Source organism: Bradyrhizobium sp. 31Argb, from assembly GCF_043638955.1.
Taxonomy (GTDB): Bacteria; Pseudomonadota; Alphaproteobacteria; order Rhizobiales; family Xanthobacteraceae; genus Bradyrhizobium.
Window position 1 is genome coordinate 14,661 of the sequence record NZ_JBEGDB010000046.1, and the last position, 20,379, is coordinate 35,039.

Consider the following 20,379-nt stretch of genomic DNA (forward strand, 5'->3'; position numbering starts at 1 on the left):
CTGAAGATGTTTACGATCGGAATCGATGTTGGTGGTACGTACACTGACCTCGTTGCAATTGATCGCGACGGCAACACCGTGTTCGCGAAATCGCCGTCAACGCCTGCAGACCAGTCTATCGGTGTCATGAATGGACTTGAGGAACTCGCAAGTCGACTAAAGATGCCGCGAGCGGAGATGCTCGCCAAAACGAACCGCCTGGTGCACGGGACAACGGTCGCGACGAACGCATTGCTCGAACGGAAGGGGGCAAAGGTGGCGCTTCTCACTACGGAAGGCCATCGAGACGTTATCGAGATGCGAGAGGGCCTTAAGGGAGATCGCTATAATCTCCGCATCGCACCCCCTTCGCCCCTGGTACCGCGTGAACTGCGCTTCGGTGTGCGTGAACGCGTTAGACCGGACGGCGAAGTGTCGGTCCCACTCGATCAAGACTCGCTCGGCGAGGCGATCTCGGCAATCCGCACCGCCGGAGTAAGCTCGGTGGCTGTATGCTTCTTGCATGCCTACCGCAATCCTGCGCACGAAATTTCGACCGTCGAACGACTGAAGCGCGAACTGCCGGAAGTCAACGTCTCTCGCTCGAGCGATGTGTTGCCGCAGATCAAGGAGTACGAGCGCGTCTCGACAACGATCGTGAACGCTTACGTCGGGCCGGCGGTACGACGCTATCTCACCAATCTGGAAGCCCGGCTAAAAGACGCGGGCCTGGCCAGTAGCCTTTTTATCATTCTTTCGCACGGCGGGATGGCTCCGCTCGAGGAAGCCGCGCGGCTGGCCGCCGGTACTGTTCTGTCCGGCCCGGCGGGCGGCATCTCGGGATGCCGACGCTGTGCGGAACTGCTCGGAATTCCCGATCTCGTGCCATTCGACATGGGGGGAACCAGTACGGACATCTCGCTGATTACGGACGGGCGCGCGTCGCTGTCGGCTGAGGGAGGGCTTGCCGACCAACGCATTGCGCTACGGAGCCTCGACATTGCGAGCATCGCCGCCGGTGGAGGCTCGATTGCCACCCTGGACGTGGGTGGTACGGTCCGCGTCGGGCCAGAGAGCGCAGGGTCCGTGCCAGGGCCGGCTTGCTACGGCAACGGCGGCGTCGAACCGACTGTTACTGATGCCAATGTCATTCTCGGCTATCTCGACGCATCTGCGTTCATGGGTGGAAAGCGGCCGCTCGATCGCGCAGCCGCCGAAGCGGCAGTCGACCGTCTCGCGAAAGCTCTCGAGCTATCTCGGGACGATGCAGCGGCTGGAATCTATCGAATGGTCAATCTGCGTATGGCGGACGGTATCCGTCTGATGACTCTGCGACGCGGCGTCGATCCACGGCGTTTCGCGCTGCTGAGCTTTGGCGGCGCTGCGGGCCTGCATGCGGCAGAAGTTGCGCGCGAACTTGAGATCAAGCGTATCATCGTGCCGACGGCGGCTTCGGTACTGTCTGCCTGGGGCATGTTGACCAGCGATCTGAGGTACGAGGTGAGCAGGACTCATTACAGCGCTGGCCAACGGATTACGCCCGAGGAGGTCAGGGCCATCTTCGCCTACCTGGAAAGAGAAGCCACGAGCCGTCTGAAGTCATGGTTTGGGGGTGATGTGGCAATCGAACGCTCCGCCGAGATGCGCTATGGCGAGCAGATATTCCAGATTGATGTCCCCCTAAACGGTCTTGATTGGACGTCGGAGAACATCGTCGATCGGATAGAGGAGCGATTCCATCGTCGCCACGAAGAGCTATACACATACTCGTCGCCGGATCAGGAAGCGGTGTTCGTCAATGCGCGGGTCGCTGCCGTAGGCGCTGTCCCGAGCGTCGGACAGGTCGCGCGCGGGCAGAAGACTTTGGCGCCCTGCAGACCAAAAGGAAGTCGAAAGGCATTTTTCGGCGAGTGGCGAGAGGTTGAAGTATTCGATGCGGATCAGCTTCGACCGGGCAACAAAATCGACGGCCCAGCAATAGTGGAGGCTGAGACGACGACCGTCGTCGTTGGCGAGGGCGATCAAATCGAGGTCAACGATCTGGGATGGCTCGACATTAGGCTCAGGTGATTAAATGACGAGTCTGCTCAGCGTTCGAGTCCGCTACTTCCGCTCTGGGTCAAAAATCCGACATGGCGGAAAGGCAGCTTATGGCGCAAAGCGGACTATCGTTGATTGACCTTGATCTTGTTGCCGGTTGCTAGCTCAAGCTTTACCATGATGGACTGGACTGATCCACGCTAGCTCACGTTGGCTGGCACTTGATGGAATTGACCAGGCGGCCGAGCGAACCGAGCGAGCGTCACTGAGTTCGCGTGCTCACTTTTCGAAATCCAAAACTGAGGTGTGGTCGCTTGCGAACTCAGGTGTTGCCAATCGGACAGTCCAGTTGTGCTTTAGTTTCGCGTCCGAGGCGCAACACCGTGTCCGATCTTCCGACCGCCGGTCCCGCTACTCGCCAAAAATAAAGCACCTTCTCCAACACGTCTGCGTGCTGGGAGGCAGCTTTTCAAACGATCTCAAGAGCAAGATCGGCCGCGATACCGATCACGCCGCCAACGGGCGATTCTCTCGAAAAGGCGGCGGCAAAGCCGCTCTTTGGGCGGCCTTTCTCAAAGATACTTATGGGCTTGAAGCGCACCTTATGCTTTGGAATATCTTGGCAACCCATTGATATCGCGACAAAAGAGACCGCCTTCGAACGCACCAAGGGCGTAAGCAATTGACACGAAAGGCGTTTTTGCTATTCGTCTACTCCCACATTGTTGCTCGCAGCGGATGTTACTACCCGCAAGTGTTCAGGGTTTCATTTTACGCGCTTCCAGCTGGCTTCTTATGAGTGGAAACGCCTCGAGCAGGGTCCTCGGCGACGAACTGGCTGATAGCATCGAACGCATGCAGGCGGTTCTTCTCCAGTAGCTCCATGTGCGTGCCTTCGCCGATTTCCACCCATCGCCGGTAGGGCGCCCACTTGAGAGAGCGGAAGAACTCTTGCGTCGACGCGATGGGCACGTCCCGGTCCCATTCGGCGTGCACCAGAGCGTGACGACTTTTCTTCGGATCGTCATCCCGCTCTAGCTCTTTGTTTGAGCATGATCTCCGCGCAAACGCTTCGCGTTTGTCGCGAGGGAAAACCGGTTTCCACTTTTCCGGATCATGCTCTAGGAGCACGGGAACGCGAATGTCGCTCGCGTCGTAGAGCGGCTTGCCAGAAGCTTTGGAACGACTGCGTTCCAGCTCGAAAGGAAAAGCAGACAGCTATTAACTTGGGAAAAAAGCATCAGTTCATAAGCTGCGGCAGCGATGAACCAAAAAAGCTCTCACCGAAGATGTTTTCTCAGTAACCGGTAGAGCGCATGGCATTGCGGCCGCCGGAGTGGGATCATCCCGGTCTTGACATCCAATTGTAACAGTCGCTGCCTAAGGTCTGGTCGATCAAGTGTGACAGTGTTGTGAAGGGTGGGGTAGATCCAGATGCCGGATGCGCTAGCTTTCGCGCAATACCGGGGCTTTAAGTGTTACCTGCCGCTGGCGTTGTTCACCTTTTTGCTTCTGGGAAGCAACTTCTCCTTCGCGCTTGATGGGTTGAAGAATTTCGACATCCCGTCGCAGCCTTTGGCAAATGCCTTGGTCGAATTTGCAGATAGAACCGGAATGGCTGCCTTGATCGATGCCGAACTGGCCAAGGGGCTGCAATCCTCGGCGATCAAAGGGCGCTTGCTGCCCGCAGACGCCTTGCGTGTTCTGCTGGCCGGGACCGGCCTCTCGATCCGCTATGCCGGTGCCACCGCATTCACGGTCGGCCCGAAGGTGTCTGAACAAGAATCCGGGGCGGCGCAGTCACAGAAGCAGCGTCCTGCCGACTACGATGCCTACTTCTCCCACGTTCAAGGGATGATCGAACGCATTCTCTGCCAAAATGATGAGACGCGGCCGGGTCAGTATCGCACTGCGTTTCAGATCTGGATAGGCGACGCCGGGACCATCCAGGCGCTTCATCCGCTTGGAACGAGTGGAGACGAACACCGCGACGAATCCATTGCCAAGTTCATGGCGAACGCCAGTGTCGCGCCACCTCCGCCGGGCCTGCCGCAACCTGTTACCATCGTGCTGCAGCCGAGGACGTACACCTTGACGTGTGCGGACATGCTTCATTCCCGCCAATGACAGAGGGATCGAGTATTCGCATGCGCGCCATCTTTGAGGCGGGGTATCGGCAGTTCTGGGAACGCCTTCGCCGCCGGTTGGGCTCGGACGCACTTGCGACCGAAGTGCTGCACGAAACCTGGCTTCGGATCGATAGCATCGGCGATGTCGGTGCAATACGACGGCCGGAATCGTACCTATTTCGCATGGCTCTTAACGTGGCCGCGGACAAGAAGCAGGCGGACAGCCGCAGGCTGTCTCCTGCGGAAGTCGAGATCGTGCGCCATATGATGGATGGGGTGCTCGATCCCGAACGTATCGCTGAGGCCCGGGATGAAGTGGCGTCGCTGGAGGCCGCACTGGACGAATTGTCCCCCCGCCGCAAGGCGATCTTCCTGCTCGCGCGGGTCAGCGAGATGAAGCATGACGACATCGCGCAGCGATTTAACATTTCAATCAGGATGGTCGAGAAAGAGCTTGTTCAAGCGCTGCGACATTGTTCGGCCCGTCTGGGAAGAAAAGTTATTCGCAGGTTCGGTCCCGGCGCTCGGAAAGAGTCTTGAGAGGGCGGGATGCACGAGGAAGATCCCACCATAACGGTTGACGACGGACAGGACATGCTTGAACGAGAAGCGCAGGAATGGCTTGTGCGCTTGACTTCGGGGCGCGCCACGATTGCCGACGCCGAAGCGCTGAAGAGCTGGTGTGGCCGCAGCAAGGCGCATGCCGCAGCCTTCGCTGAAGCCAACCTTCTGTGGGAGGGGCTCGGGACTGCAGGGCGTCGCAAGCCGAGCGACGGTGCTTCGGCGCGCGACAGGTCTCGTGGTGCCACGGCTTCGCGTCGGTGGTTTCTGGGCGGAGCCGCAGCCGCTTCTGTCGCCGGTATCGGCTATCTCGGGCTGCGGCCTCCCCTGGAACTGTGGCCATCTCCTTATGAACTCGCCGCCGACTACCGTACAGGTGTCGGCGAACGTCGTCAGATCGCGATGGACAACGGTGTCTCTGTAGAGCTGAACACGCGCAGCAGCCTCAATATTGTTCGCGATATCGGCGAGCGGCAGATTGAACTGGTCTCGGGCGAGGCGGCGATTGTTGTACCGGATACAGTTCCGGCGGGGCTTACAGTTCTCGCAGCGGGCGGCAGTCTTCACGCCGCCAGCGCGCAATTCAACCTGCGATGCGATGGAGTGCGGGCGATCGTCACCTGTCATCGCGGATCGATGGTCATCGACTATTCAGGAAAGTCGATGACGCTGCATCGTGGGGAGCAGACCATATATGCTCGCGGCGCGCTGGAACCTGTTCTTACCGTCGATCCTGCGGTGGTGATGGCGTGGCGCGAAGGGCAGTTGGTGTTCCGCCAGACCCCGTTGGCGGAGGTCATTGACGAAGTCAATCGGTACAGGCAAGGGCGCATCATCCTCATGAACGAGACGCTCGGTCGGCGGCCGGTTGAAGCGCGTATTTCGCTCGATCGCGTGGATGATCTGATTAATCTCGTTCGCGAGGCTTATGGGGCGAAGGTCACGTCGCTTCCCGGAGGAGTAGTCGTGCTTACCTAATAGGCGCGGTCGCAAAATCGATCACCCTTTCATTCTCCAAGAATTTTTCTCCAAGAATTTTTTGTGACACGGTTCAGTCTCGCCCTGCCTCAAACCGTCTTAGGGGCACTAACAGGAAGAGACGAGGCGTGGGCGCATTGTGAATGCACGCGCGATCGGCGTTGAGGCTGGTGAGCCGGCAGCAACGATCGCGGACGATGCACATTGCTCCTCCTTTTCTCGACTGGTCCGTCTCTCGCCGAGACAGTCTTCAGCCGTTCAAGGGGCAACCGTGGCGTCGAACAACAAGAAACTCCTGTCCGTTTCTCTCAAGAGTATTTTGCTGACAACCGTCAGTGCATCCACGCTGCTGACGGCGTCGCTCTCGGTTCACGGGCGCCCCTTGAACGGTTCTGCCGTGCGGTCTGCGCCGAACCTCGCAGCGGATGCGGCGTCGCTGGCGGCGCAACAGGCGGCGGGGGCCGCGAAGCAGACGCAAGACTCGCTGGCGCGTGCGGCGCGGGCCGTTCAGGACATCCAGGCGATGCAGGCGGCGGCACGCGGGGCAGCCCAGGCCCGGCAGACCTCGATCACCGCGCCGGTGGTGGTGCCGAACGGCCTCGGCGCCGGCGGGTTGCAGGTGGCGCCGGGTGCTGCGCCAGGCTCGGCGTTGTGGCGCGGTGCCAATGCGCCGACGCAGAGCGTCGATGCGGCTGGTCAGACCCAGGTCGGCATCCAGCAAACATCCGCGCGGGCGATCCTGAACTGGAGCTCGTTCAATGTCGGCGCGCGCACCACATTGACGTTTGACCAGCAGGGCAATGCCACTTGGGTGGCGCTGAACCGCGTGGCCGGTGCCACCGCACCGAGCCAGATCCTCGGCAACATCAAGGCCGATGGCCAGGTCTATGTGATCAACCAGAACGGCATCATCTTCGGCGGTGGCAGCCAGATCAACGTAGGTTCGTTGATTGCGTCCAGCGCTGCCATCACTGACAGCCAGTTCTTGGACAGCGGCATCTATTCGACCCGGAGCGGTTCGAGCTATGCGCCGAGCTTCACCGGGGCGGGCGGCAAGATCGTCGTCGAGAACGGAGCGCTGATCACCACCAACGCGGCGTCGTTGGTGACCTCCGGCGGCGGCTTCGTGCTGATGATGGGCTCTCAGGTCGATAATGCCGGAACGATTGCGACGCCGAAGGGCCAGGCGTTGCTGGCAGCCGGCGACGCCTTCATCCTGCGTCCGGGTTTCGGCACCAATTCCAACCAGGCCTCGACCACCCGTGGCCACGAACTCGCACCGGTGATTGCGGTCGGCAGTGCCAGCGGCGTCGTCAGCAACAGCGGGCTGATCTTCGCCCAGCAGGGCGATATCACCTTGGCGGGCCGCACGCTGGCGCAGAACGGCGTGCTGATTGCGACGACCTCGGTCAATACTCGTGGCACTGTTCATCTGCTGAACGCGGCCTCGGACGCTGCGGGCAGCGTCACGCTCGGTGCCACCAGTCTGACGACCGTGCTGCCGGAACTCGATAGCAACGAGACCGCGCTGGACAGCCAGCGCGACGCGCTGATCGCAGCCTCCACCGCGGCGAACGCGCTGCGCGGGGTCAGTTCCGCCGGCCAGTTCGACAATCTCTCTCTGCTGGCTGACCGCCAGGACCAGTCGCGCATCGAGATCGTCAGCGGCGGCACTGTCACCTTCAAGGGCGGCTCGGTGACCGCGGCGCAGGGCGGCCAGATTGCGGTCTCCGCCAACAAGCGCATCTTCGCGGAAGACGGTGCGATGCTTGATGTTTCCGGCGTGCGCGGCGTCGCACTTGCGATGGCGTCGAACAACATCAAGATCAACGTGCAGGGCAACGAACTGAGAGACTCCCCGCAGAACCGCGATTCCAGCCTGCTGAAGAACAACGACGTCTGGATCGACGCCCGCGATCTCACATTGGTGCCGGCGGGCACCGGTGGCTATGCCAGCGACCGTTACTATACGGCCGGCGGTTTGCTCGAGGTCGGCGGCTATCTCGGCACGTCGGCGCATACGATCGGCGAATGGTCGGCGCTGGGCGGCAGTATTACGCTCTCCGCACCGGAGGTCATTGCACAGCGCGGCGCCGCCTTCGACATCTCCGGCGGTTCACTGGATTATGCCGGCGGCTATATCCGCTCGACCAATCTGCTTGGCAGCGACGGTCGGACCTACAGCGTCGACAACGCGCCCGCCGACATGACCTTCACAGGCTTTGCCGGTGGCTTCTCGCGCAAACACAGCATCCAGGGCAAGGTCGATGATAGGCTGACCGAGACCTGGAGCAGCATGTTTGGCCGTGGCCGGACCAGCGTGCGCTGGGAAGACGGCTACACCGTCGGCCGCGACGCCGGACGGCTGATCCTGTCGACGCCGACCAGCATCTTCGAGGCCGATATCGTGGCCGACACCGTGACCGGCCAGCGGCAGACCAACAAACGCCCCGACGGCGCCTCCGATGGATACAAGCTGACGCAGACGACGGCCGCGCTCAACGGGCAGTTGATGGTCGGGCGATACGGTGTCGTGACCGGAGACGGCATCTTCAATTCGGATATCAGGTTCGGCGATGCGGCCGCGATCACCGCGGGTCGTTCCGACACCGATGTGCTGCCTTCGGCGCGCACCGGCACGGTCTGGTTCAACACATCGCATATCAACGCAATGGGTCTTGGCGGTCTCGACATCGGTACCAGCGACACGATCACGATCGAGCGTGCGCTGATGTTGGCCGACGGCGGACAGATCAGGCTCATTGCCCCCGTTGTGGATATCAAGGCTGACATCACTGCGCGCAGCGGCTCGCTCACCGTGGATAATTATTTCAAGGGGGGCGGAGACCGTGGCAACGCGGTGGTGCTGCTCAAGAACGGCACATCGTCGGTCGCCCTGCATGAGGGCGTGACGCTCGATCTGCGCGGCGTGTGGGTTAACGCGCTGCTGAACAAGGATGACACCCGCAAGCTGGCCTATCTGGATGGCGGCACGGTGCGGCTGCAATCGACCCATGACGTGACGTTGAAGGCGGACAGCCTGATTGATGTGTCGTCGGGCGGCGCGATCCTCGCCAACGCAAAGGTTAAAGGCGGCCGTGGCGGCGACGTCTCGCTGATTGCGGATCAGGAGAATTCTCAAGTTCAACCGGACGGTCTGCTGACCCTCAACGGTAACATCCGCGGCTACGGCGTGAGCGGCGGCGGTACGCTCAAGATCGAATCCGGGACGGCTATCGGAACAGGCGGCAAACTGCTTGCCACCGACGGTGTGCTCGGCGCGGGCGAGAAAGCACCGGCAGATCTGGTCCTGCTGCAGGATTTTCAGGTCAAAGCCGGCGATGTGCTGCCGGTTGATTACAGCTACAAGACCAGCATCGCGAAGCCTGGCGAGATGCTCGGGACGAGCAACCTGGGCATCAACGACGTGACGCTTGGCGCTGACTGGATCCCGCCGCGTCCCGGGGGCGGAAGCGTTGGGTATGTAATCCTTACTAATATTGGAGTTTACCGGATCGGGCCGGACGCGGCACTGCCGGTGATTCCGGCCGGAACCATCATCAATAGCATTCCGCAAGGATCGCTCCCATCCTCCTTTGTCGTGCCGGGCGACGTATTCCCGAACGGCATCCGGATATTTGAGAAGACCGTCACGATCGCAGCGGGCGCCGTGTCTCCGGTCGATTTCACGATCGCGCAGGGGACCCGCTTGGCGGCGGGGACGGTCTTCACTTCGGCGGTGACGGTCGCTCCGACGATGACGGTCGATACGTCGCTCTTCCAATCCGGTTTCTCTAGATACGACGTGAACGGTCGTCATGGTCTGGTTGTTGCCGGCGGCGCCAGGCTTGACGTCACGATGCCGGTCTATCGCTTCACGGACACGGCCTCCACCACCGCGACCGGCGCCGATCCTGCGAATGCGCTAAACGCATGGACACCGCCGGAATGGACGGAAGATTCTGTCAACAACCGGTTGATCCAGCGCGGCGGTGCCAGCTTGACCTTACGCTCCACGATCGGTGAAGCGGGGTTGATGGCAGCGACTGGCCCGATCGACGTGCGTGAGGGAGTTGCGATCAGCGTCGATGCCGGTCAGTCAATCAGTCTGCAGGGAACAGATTTCACGATCAATGGCACGCTGACCGCTCCGAGCGGCACCATCAGTCTAACGGGGAACAGCGCTGCCACGAACAAAGCCGGCCTGATCTGGATCGGCGATCACGCCGTGCTCGACGTCGCGGCGCGCGCCGTGACGGCGACGAATGCGAGCGGCCGGACTTATGGTGTCGTTGCCAATGGCGGCTCGATCCTGATCGGCGGTGCGATGGATTGGGAGGCGAAGGGCGAGGCGGCCGCGCCGCATGCTTTCGTTGTGATCCGGCCCGGCGCGGTGCTCGACGCTTCGGGCACAGGCGCGGTGCTCGATATTCCCGCGCCCGGCCTTGGAGCGAACAGCACGCCATTCAACATCGCCAGCGACGGCGGCACGATCGTTGTCAAGTCCAGCATCGGGCTTTATCTCGACGGCACTCTGCGAGCAGCTTCGGGCGGTGCGAACGCGGCAGGCGGCACGCTGGCGCTGGCGCTGGCGACGCCCGCTTATCCGACGCTAACGACGACTGGCGATGTGCTGCGGCATCGCGAATTCGTCATCGCCGATATCCAGGGCGATAGCTCAATCGCGGGTGCGGCGTCCATGGCGGAAGGCAAGGCCGGTCTTGTGGTCGGCACCGCGCGGCTCGGCGTCGATCGTATTCACGAAGGCGGGTTCGGCAATCTTTCGCTGCTGGCCGACGGGCCGCTGTCCTTCGACGGAAATGTCACGCTCGCGATGAGCCAGAGCCTGCGCCTCTATGCCGGTACGTTTGCGCTGGGTGAGAGCGCAGGGGCGAACTCACAGGTGTCGCTGTCAGCGCCTTATGTGCGGCTGGCGGGTACAACTCGCCTCGCCGGCGATGGCTTCACCCTGCCGGCCGTGACCTGGGGCAGCGGTCCGTCGCAACAGGCTAGCGACGCCGTGTTCTCGGTCACCGCGGATCTGATCGATCTTCGCGACCGCGTCGGCTTCGGCGCACGCAAGTTGATCGACACCAAGACATCGATCTACACCGTGGATCGCCGGAGCTTTGCGCTGGTCGATCTCACAAGCCGCGGCGACATCCGCCTGCTCGCCGGTCTACCGGGGCGCGGCATCGGGTCAAGCGCGCTGACGACCGAGCTCGCCACAACGGGCGATATCACGCTGGTCGCCGCGCAAATCTATCCGGCAAGTGGCGTCGGGGCGCAGATCGTTGCCGGCTACCAGGAAATCGATAATTTCCTCAGTGGTAGCGTGCTCACCATTCGGCGATACGGTGACACCGTGCCTGACGTGCCGTATTCGGCATTCGGGTTGCTCTATCTCGGCGCGGAAACCGTCAATCAGGGCGGCGTGGTGCGCGCGCCGTTCGGCGCGTTGCAGCTCGGCACGATGGGTCGTGGCGACCCGGCACAAGCCGATGCGATCAATCTTCTGCCGGGCAGCATCACGTCCGTGAGCGGCGCCGGGCTGGTGATGCCCTATGGTGGGACCATCGATGGCCTCGATTATCGTTATAACGGGTCCACGATCGTGCTCGACGGCGCCGGGGGCATGACCGGCACCGATCTCAAGCGCGGTATCCGGCTTTCGACCACTCATCTCAATGTCGAGTCCGGTGCGGTTCTCGATCTGGCGGGTGGCGGCGAACTGACCGGCGCGGGCTTTGTGTCGGGCCGCGGCGGTTCAGTCGATATCCTGACGACGCCGTTGATCAATTCCAATCCTGGTTACAGCTACAGTAGCAAGGGCAACGCGGTTTATGCGATCGTGCCGAGCCGCGCCGCGGCGTATGCGCCGGTGGTGCAGGAGGCGGGCTATGGCGCGCCGCTCACGGGTCAGCAGATCACCATTCCCAAGGGTGTACCGGGTTTGGCGGCCGGCACCTACATGCTGATGCCCTCCAGTTATGCGCTGCTGCCCGGCGCGTTCCGTGTCGAAATCGGCGCGAGCAACCAGACCAATCTTGCGAGCGCCACAGCAATCGGCAACGGCTCCTATGTGGCGACTGCCACGCTTGGCATTGCCAACACGTCCATTCGCGCGTCGCTTCCCAATCTGGTGACGATCACACCGGCCGATACCGTGCGTAAGCATTCATCCTACAACGAGATGGGTTATAACGCTTTTGTACTCGCGGATGCAGCGCGCCTCGGCGTTCCGCGCGCGATGCTGACGGTGGATGCCAAGACGCTGGACATCCTGATGGGCAGGCCGGCCGTTGCGGACGGCCGTTCGCAATTGCGGTTCAATGGCGATCTGCGCATGGACCCGGCGTCCGGCAGCGGCGGCTTCGGCGGCACCGTCAATGTCCGGCGTCTCGGCGAAATCCTGGCTCCAGGCCAGAGCGCCGATCCCGCCATTCGATTCGCATCCGTCTACGCCGACGAACTCAGCAAGCTCGACGCGCCGCGTCTGGTGCTGAACGGCACCATCACCACGGTTTACGGCGTAGCGGGCCGCTTCGCGACCATTCTAGGGGGCTACGGCAATAACCTCATCTTGCGGAGCGGCGCCCGCATTGCGGCGGCGGAGGTGATCCTCGCCAGTAATGGGGAAGCGGGGTTCATCACGATCGAGGAGGGCGCGTCGATCAGTACGGTCGGCCGTGGCCGGGCCAGCTACGATTCGAGCGACGGCTTCGTCTTCATCGCTGAAGGTGGCGTCGTTGCACTGTCCAATGGCTTCGTCAATCTGCTGCAGACATCGGCAACCAACTCGGCTTCACGCGTCAACATCACGGTCGGCGGCTGCGTCACCGTGGACTGCAACAGGACAACGACACTTGTCTCCGAAGGCACCATCGCTGTTTCGACGTCCGGCGCGTTCAATATCGCCAACAACGTATCCTACGGCACGCGCAATCTGGTGCTTGGCCTGTCGGCGATCAATCTCGGCGAGGACGCCAGTCTCGCAGCCGCGGCGGCATCGGGCCATCTGCCCGCAGGTCTTTCGCTCAATCAGGGCCTGCTGGCGCAATTGCTCGCAGGCAATACGGCGACCGGAGCGCCGGCGCTCGAGACCCTGGTGCTCAATGCGCGCGATGCCGTCAACATCTTCGGCGCCGTGACCCTCGATGCCTCGAAGGTCGGACGTCTGGTGCTCGGAACGCCCACGATCTATGGCTATGGCGCGGCCGGCGACACCGCAACGATCCGCGCGGGCGAGTTCATCTGGACCGGCTCGGCGGCGGCGCCGGGCGCGGCGATGACCGCGATCCTCGGCGACGGCAAGCTCGACATCGCCGCGAAACGCGTCGTCTTTGGCTACGGTCCGAACTCCCAGCCGAGCAGCACGGTGGTGGACAACCGTCTCGCGCTCGGCTTCGCCACCGTCAACATCGCCGCCAGCGAGCGCATCACGTCGAACGGCAAGGGAACCCTTGGCGTCTATCACCAGCAGGGCGCCTACGTTCCTGCGACCGGCTATCAATACACCGGCGGCGATCTGACGTTCACGGCGCCGTTGCTGACCGGCGCGGCGGGGTCGGTCAACACCATCACCGCGGGCGGTGATGTCCTCGTTACCGGAGCGGGCAGTGCAGCCGTGCCGCACGTTGATGCGCTTGGCGCTCAGCTCAAGCTGACGGGGACCAACGTCACGGTCGATACCAGTGTTGTCCTGCCCTCGGGCAAGCTCGTTCTGACAGCAACAGGCGATATCCTGCTTGGCGGTGCCGCGCGCATCGACCTGTCGGGGCGCGCGGTCGAGATGTTCGACGTCACCAAGTACAGCTGGGGTGGCGACCTGGTGCTGACCAGCAGCGCCGGGAACATCCGCCAGGCAACCGGATCGGTGATCGACTTGTCGGCGCGGTACAACCGCGGCGGCACGATGACGGTGACGGCGCTTGGTGCCGGTGCCGGTCATGTCGATCTCGGCGGCACTGTTCTCGGTTCGGCAAGCGGCCAGTATGACGCGGGCGGCACGATGGTGCCGTACGACGCGGCTGAACTCACCGTGCGGGCGCAAACGCTCGCCGATTTCGCGGGGCTGAACGCACGCCTTAACTCTGGCGCCGTGGTCGGTGCGCGGCGGTTCCAGATCAAGCAGGGCAGCCTGACGGTCGGGGACGAGGTGCAGGCAGGCGACGTCGAGATCGCTGTCGACGGCGGCAACCTGACCGTCAATGGCACGATCAATGCGAGCGGCTTCCAGGTCGGATCGATCCGGCTTGCGGCGATGGGCGACCTCACCATCAACGGTACGCTGGATGCGCACGGCACCGGCCTGCGTGTCGACAGTTACGGCAAGATCATCGACAGTCCGAACCGCGCCATCGTCGATCTGACGACGCGCCTGGGCACGCTGACATTGAGCAGCAATGCAGCGATTGACCTCCGCGCGGGCACCGGAGTCACACATGGCAACGGTCCCGGCCAGAACGATGGCGCGGCACGCGGCACGCTCAACCTCAATGCGCCGCGGCTCGGTGGTTCAGGTATTCCGTCCGGCGAGAGGGGGGTGAACGGCGCCAACGATGTCGCCGTGAACGTGCTCGGCACGCCCCAAATCCATGGCGCAAAGACCGTCGCGGTCAATGCCTTCCGCATTTATGACGACGCGCCGCTCGCCAGCGCGCCGGATGTGACCGGCCACAAGCCGCAGGAGATCACGCAGGGCTATCTCGACGACATCGATCAAGACAGCAGCGCCTTCATCAATGCGGCGCTCGCCAATACCGCGCTCGCCAGCAAGCTCTCTGGGCTCGGCAGCTATCACCTGCGGCCCGGTGTCGAGGTTGTCAGCAAGATCAGCACCGAGAATCCGAACGGCGATCTCGCGGTCGCGGGCGACCTCGACCTGTCGGGCTATCGTTATGGGCCGCAATCGAACCGGCTCGATCCGGCGTTGCGCGGATTCGGCGAGCCCGGCGTATTGACGATCCGTGCCGCTGGCGATCTCAATATCCGAGGCAGCATCAATGATGGTTTTGCACCGCCGTCGGCCACGTTTGACGACAAGGGCTGGCAGCTCGGGCCAGGCGTGGTGCCGTATGGTGGTGATCTTGTGCTTCCCATTGCGGTGACGCTCGAAGCCGGGACCACTTTCCGAAAGGGTGTGACGCTTAACTATGATCTGCCGGCCACGTTCGATACGCTCGTGAGGAATCCACAAGGTAACAACGTCCTGGCCGGCACGGTGCTACCGGTGAGGGCGACTCTGGCAGGTCCTCTCAATTTATCCGCGGGCAGTGTGGTCGGCGCGACCATCTACAACGCCGATGGTACGGTGGCTTATGCCGCCGGCACGGTTCTGCCGAACGCAGTGACGCTCACCGCCGGCATGCAACTCGGCGCCGGAACGGTGCTGCGCAGCGACGCCAAGATTGCAGCGCTGATCTGGCCAAAGGGCATTCCGTTGCCGGGAAACATGACATCGAGCGGACCGTTGTCGCTTGCCACCGGGTCGCTGATTCCATCCATGACCAACGTCAAATTGGCAGGCGATCAACCGATCGAGTTGCGGCCAGTTGTGAACGGCGTGCAGGGCCGCAACTGGGCGGTGGCGCCGATGCTAGGTGCTGGCGCAACAGCGTGGTCGATGAGTCTTGTCGCGGGCGCGGATCTCGGATCGGCAGACCGCCGTGCACTCAATCCCGCCTCCACCGGAGCAATCACGCTAGGCGATACCCACTACATATCAGGGCCTGGCCCTGCCCAGAAACTCTGGGATCCCAACAATTGGTGGGGCATGCCGCCGAACGATCCGGTTCCGGACGATTGTCTATGGGCGTGCTTGGATCCTGGCCAGTGCTACGATGGGGCACCAGGGGCTCCAGCACCTGTCGCACCATCCTTCAGCGTCGTCCGCACAGGCACCGGCGATCTCGATCTTGTCGCCGCCGGCGACATCCGGATGAACTCGCTCTACGGCATCTACACGGCCGGCACGGCGACGTCGGTCGATCCAACGTATAACCGTGCACGTGGCCTTCTGGCCGACGGTACGCTTCTCGGCCCCAGAACCGCCGACTATGCCGCCCCCCTTTCGACCTATCAGGCTTGGTATCCCGACCAGGGTGGCAACGTCTTGATCGCGGCCGGTGGCGATCTCGTTGGCGACATCACGCAAGGCACGGGTCCGGCGAGTGTCATTACCGGCAACTGGCTGTGGCGACAGGGCACGGGCAGTACGGCGGTCGATGCAACGATCCCGACGTCCTGGTGGATCAACTTCGGAACCTATACGGCCAACACCGCCTCAGGTGCGCCCGGTAATCCCGATCTGCTGGGCTTCACCGGCATCGGCGCGCTGGGCGGCGGCGATGTCGCGATCCGTGTCGGTGGCAGTGCCGGCACGATCGCTCTTCGCGGCGAGCAAGCGACGGATGGCGGGCATCGAAGTCAGGGCCTGGTCGTTGCTGTTGGCAGCACCGGCCGCGTTGGCGCTGACGGATCACTGACGCTGACCGGCGGTGGCGACGTCGACATGCGGATCGCGGGTGCGCTCAACCCGAACTTGGCTCTCACCAACAGACAGGAAATTCAAGTGCTGCCCGGCGCGCTGGTGAATTTGCGCGGTGCCTTGCATGTAGCGGCGGAATCGATCGGCGGGATCAAGCTCATTTACCGGTCGGGTGCGTCCGGATTTAATGACGCCTTCGATCCGCGCGGTATCGACCCGTTCACAGCAACGTCCTCGGATGCACGCTCCGGCATTACGCTGGTGCCCGGCGATTCGGCGGTTTATCTCGAAACCTTGGGCGACCTCGTCCTTGGTGGCGCCGGTGATCCGGGGCGCTCCAAGTCGCCGAACCGATCTGCCTTCTCTGCCGGCGGCTCGAACGATACCGGACAGAGCTGGTTCTCGCTCTGGACCGGTCACACGGCGATCAACCTGATCTCTGCCGGCGGCAATCTCACGCCCAGCACCTCGGCGTCAGAAAACCGTGCACAGACCAGCGATCAGATCGCAGCAGATGGGTCGTTCATCTACCCATCGATCTTCCGGGCGGCGGCCCTGGGTGGCAGCATGTATTACGGGGTCAACGCCTTGTCCTACATGCGAGGCGATGCTTCTGAGATATATCCCTTCATCACTCTTGCTCCGTCTCCGCATGGTTCGTTGGAGATGCTGGCCCGCGACTCGATCTATGGCGGGCAGTATTCGTTCAGCCTGTCCAGCTCCGGCGTGGCGTTACCGACGCCGTTCAATCCGGCCTTCATGGGAGACGGTGTGGACCCCTTGGGACACGTCAAGGTGACCAATGGGTCCGGCGGCGTTATCGACCTAGGCGGTAACCCCGTGGCGTTGTCGCTGTTCTTCTTCGGTCCGAACACTGCTGCGTTTGACATCGGCCGAGCATCGAGCGCCGATCCGATCCGGTTCTACGCACGCGAGGGCGATGTTGTCGGGCTGCGCACGGGTGAAACGTTGTCATTCAGCGCCGATGGCTCGACCTGGTACAGCGCGGCGGCTCCGATCATGGTGCGTGCGGGTCGCGATATCGTCGGTGCCGGCCTTGCGCCCGGCGTCGCGTTGACGAGCGCCCTACAGGGGGCGACGTCGCGCGGCAATCTGATCGTGCACAGCGATCCGAACGACGTGTCGATCGTCTCCGCGGGCCGCGACATCGTCTATGCCAACTTCGATATTGCCGGTCCTGGCACGCTCGAGGTCTCGGCGGCGCGCAATTTGTATCAGGCCGACAAGGGCGCGATTACGAGCATCGGGCCGATCGTTCCTGGCGACACGCGTCCCGGCGCCAGCATCCTCCTGCAAGCTGGCGTTGGGCCGGACGGGCCGGACTATGCGGCGCTGGTCAAACTCTATCTGGATCCGGCCAGAATGGCCGATCCAGCCGAGCCGCTCGGTCAACAGCCGGGCAAGGTGATGCAGACAGCCGACACCATTGCTTCGCCTCGCGATCTTTATGCCTGGGTGAAAACTCAAGCTGGTTACACAGGAGACGAGGCGGGGGCGCTGGCATTTTTCAATTCTCTACCCGCAGACAAGAGGGCGGCTTATCCAACCAATCCGCTTCTCTTCACCTGGCTCAAAGACCGAGGCTACAAAGGCACGCAGGGGGATGCGCTTGCTTACTTCCTCGGCCAGAGTGCGGATCAGCGTAACCAATTCACCTACAACGCCATGCTCTACGCCTGGCTGCAAACACAGTACGGCTACTCCGGTAATCAAGCGGGAGCGCTGACCTTCTTCAATGCTCTGCCCATGGTTGAGCAGTCGGTATTCAGCCGCATTGTCTATTTCGCGGAATTGACGGCCAGCGGGCGCGAGTACAACAATCCCGACAGCCTGCGTTACGGCTCATACCTCCGCGGCCGACAGATGATCGCGACGCTGTTCCCGGAGAGGGACGCGGATAACAACCCGATCCTTCGTTCCGGCGATATCACCATGTTCGGCGGATCGGGCGTGCGCACCAATTTTGGCGGCGACATCCAGATGTTGACGCCCGGCGGACGCACGATCATTGGCGTCGAAGGGCAGGTGCCGCCGGCATCGTCAGGGCTGATCACGCAAGGAAAGGGCGACATCCAGCTCTATTCGAAGGGCTCGATCCTGCTCGGCCTGTCGCGCATCATGACCACGTACGGCGGCGGCATTCTGGCGTGGTCGGAGGAGGGCGACATCAACGCTGGCCGCGGCTCCAAGACGACGGTGCTCTATACGCCGCCCAAGCGCGTCTACGACGACTACGGCAACGTCACGGTGTCGCCGCAGGCGCCCTCATCTGGCGCCGGCATCGCCACACTCAATCCGCTTGCCGGCATCCCGCCAGGGAACATCGACCTGATCGCACCGATCGGCACCATCGACGCCGGCGAGGCAGGCATCCGCGTGTCCGGCAACGTCAACCTCGCGGCGCTGCAGATCCTCAACGCGGCGAATATCCAGGTGCAGGGCACGTCATCGGGCATCCCGACCGTGCAGGCGCCGAACATCTCTGCTGCGCTTTCGGCGTCGAATGCGACGGCAGCCACGCAGCAGACCGCATTGCCGGCGCCAGTCAGCGGCAACAGCCAGCCATCGGTGATTATCGTCGAGTTTCTCGGCTTTGGCGGTGGGGCGGCTAGTCCGGATACTATCGAGGAAGATGAACGCAGCCGACGACGGGATGACCGGCACTCTCAAAATCCTACGAGTCCAGTACAAGTGATCGGTGCAGGAACTCTTGAGCAAAACGCCATCAGCCAACTCACCCCAGACGAGAGGAAGCGACTGGTTCAGTAGGCAACTGGCTATCACCCAGTTCACGAGATAGAAATAGAGCGTTTTCGAGAAGTGGACATCGGTTCGCGTGAAGAAAACGCGTCATAACAAGAGTCCAAAGCTTCGGTTCTGATTCCATCAGAACCGAAAATGCTTTAGAGCCAGGGCTCTCGCTCCAAACCTCGGTATTCGTCAGCACATACCGAGGCTTTGTATCATGCGGCGGGCCGTGCTTCGTCCGGACGCAACGTCAACACGCGGACGCCGTCATGAGTGACAGCAACCGTGTGCTCGAACTGTGCGGAGAGCTTCCCGTCCACTGTGACAACGGTCCATCCGTCCTGTTCGGTTCGAACCGTCCTGCGCCCTTGGTTCAGCATGGGCTCGATCGTGAAGACCATGCCCTCTCGCAGCGTCAGGCCGGTCCCCGGCTTTCCGAAATGCAGCACTTGCGGTGCTTCGTGCATCTCGCGCCCGATGCCATGACCGCAGTATTCTTGCACGACCGAATAGCCGTTCCGCTTTGCGTGCCGCTCGATGGCGTAGCCGATGTCGCCAAGCTTTGCGCCCGGGCGAACGGCGCGGATGCCCTTCCACATGGCCTCATAGGTGGTGCGAACGAGCCGCCTTGCCGTGGGCGCCACATTCCCGATGAGGGTCTTGCTGGAATCGGCGATATAGCCCTGCTTCTCGAGCGTGATGTCAAAATTGACGATATCGCCGTCCTGCAAGACCTCGTTCCTCGACGGCACGCCGTGGCAGACGACCTCGTTCCTCGAACTGTTCAGCACGAAGCCGTAGCCATACTGGCCCTTGCTGGCGGGCCGCGCGCCGAACTGATCGACGATGAGTGCCTCGACGAGGTCGTTGACCTGCAGGGTGCTCAATCCGGCGAGGGGCTGCCTATCCAGATGCGCGAACACCGACGCAAGCAGACGCCCCGACTCCGCCAGTAGCTCAACCTCGGCAGGCGTCTTCGTCATGCGGTCGCAGCCGCGAGATCAAGGGCGTCGACGCCCGCCTCCTTCAGCTCACGCGCCACAAGCTCTTGGAAGGTGAGGCCAGGGTTCAGTTCGCAGAGCATGCCGATCTTGATCCAGAACGCCGCCTGGGCGTTGATCGACCGATAGGACGCCTTGCTGGCCCGCCGCAGCTGCTCGTGCAGCTCATCCTCGATATTGACGATACCCACTGAGCGCTCCAAAATATACGATTCGTATATGTTTTATATACGCGGGCTTGGGGCGCGGCAAGTGGTCCGCAGGCGGCCGAGTTGCGCGCCGGATGCGATGCCCGAGCGTCGCAGCCGGACGTTGGCGCCGGCGCCAATGCCGATCGAGCCGGCGCACAGTCGGCGGCGCTGGCGCGCTCCAGGATACAATTTCGGAGAAAAGCGTAGGAGCACCCGACACGGTTCGAACGTGCGAGACCTGC

The 20,379-nt window shown here is 62.4% G+C and carries 8 protein-coding genes; 5 read left to right on the plus strand and 3 right to left on the minus strand.

Annotated features, from left to right (window positions below; all coding sequences use genetic code 11):
• Nucleotides 1-6 precede the first annotated feature (6 nt).
• Complete coding sequence (locus tag AAFX91_RS12065) at nucleotides 7-2,049, plus strand: hydantoinase/oxoprolinase family protein (protein WP_394566587.1); 2,043 nt, start codon at nucleotides 7-9, stop codon at nucleotides 2,047-2,049.
• A 741-nt stretch (nucleotides 2,050-2,790) separates the two neighbouring features.
• On the opposite strand, the gene AAFX91_RS12070 is transcribed toward AAFX91_RS12065, so the two are convergent.
• A complete protein-coding gene (locus AAFX91_RS12070; RefSeq protein ID WP_394566588.1) occupies nucleotides 2,791-3,150 on the minus strand; it encodes a hypothetical protein in 360 nt (119 codons plus the stop codon).
• Between the two features lie 303 nt (nucleotides 3,151-3,453).
• Between AAFX91_RS12070 and AAFX91_RS12075 the strand changes: the two genes are divergently transcribed.
• The 4 genes from AAFX91_RS12075 to AAFX91_RS12090 all read left to right on the plus strand — a co-directional run bounded on the left by AAFX91_RS12075 (nucleotide 3,454) and on the right by AAFX91_RS12090 (nucleotide 18,966).
• Nucleotides 3,454-4,146 (plus strand): STN domain-containing protein, encoded by a 693-nt coding sequence (locus AAFX91_RS12075; protein ID WP_130583974.1) that lies wholly within the window; start codon nucleotides 3,454-3,456, stop codon nucleotides 4,144-4,146.
• A gap of 20 nt (nucleotides 4,147-4,166) precedes the next feature.
• A complete protein-coding gene (locus AAFX91_RS12080) occupies nucleotides 4,167-4,688 on the plus strand; it encodes an RNA polymerase sigma factor (RefSeq protein WP_282528276.1) in 522 nt (173 codons plus the stop codon).
• Nucleotides 4,689-4,697: 9 nt separating this feature from the next.
• Nucleotides 4,698-5,687: a FecR family protein gene (locus AAFX91_RS12085; protein ID WP_394566589.1), complete on the plus strand. Its 990-nt coding sequence runs from the start codon at nucleotides 4,698-4,700 to the stop codon at nucleotides 5,685-5,687.
• 271 nt (nucleotides 5,688-5,958) lie between these two features.
• Complete coding sequence (locus AAFX91_RS12090; protein ID WP_394566590.1) at nucleotides 5,959-18,966, plus strand: filamentous haemagglutinin family protein; 13,008 nt, start codon at nucleotides 5,959-5,961, stop codon at nucleotides 18,964-18,966.
• Nucleotides 18,967-19,160: 194 nt separating this feature from the next.
• On the opposite strand, the gene map is transcribed toward AAFX91_RS12090, so the two are convergent.
• Nucleotides 19,161-19,928 (minus strand): type I methionyl aminopeptidase, encoded by a 768-nt coding sequence (gene map / locus AAFX91_RS12095; RefSeq protein WP_394566592.1) that lies wholly within the window; start codon nucleotides 19,926-19,928, stop codon nucleotides 19,161-19,163.
• Entirely contained in the window at nucleotides 19,925-20,137 is a 213-nt protein-coding gene (locus tag AAFX91_RS12100) for a ParD-like family protein (RefSeq protein WP_130580856.1), read from the minus strand. The genes map and AAFX91_RS12100 overlap by 4 nt, the downstream gene beginning before the upstream one ends.
• Nucleotides 20,138-20,379 lie beyond the last annotated feature (242 nt).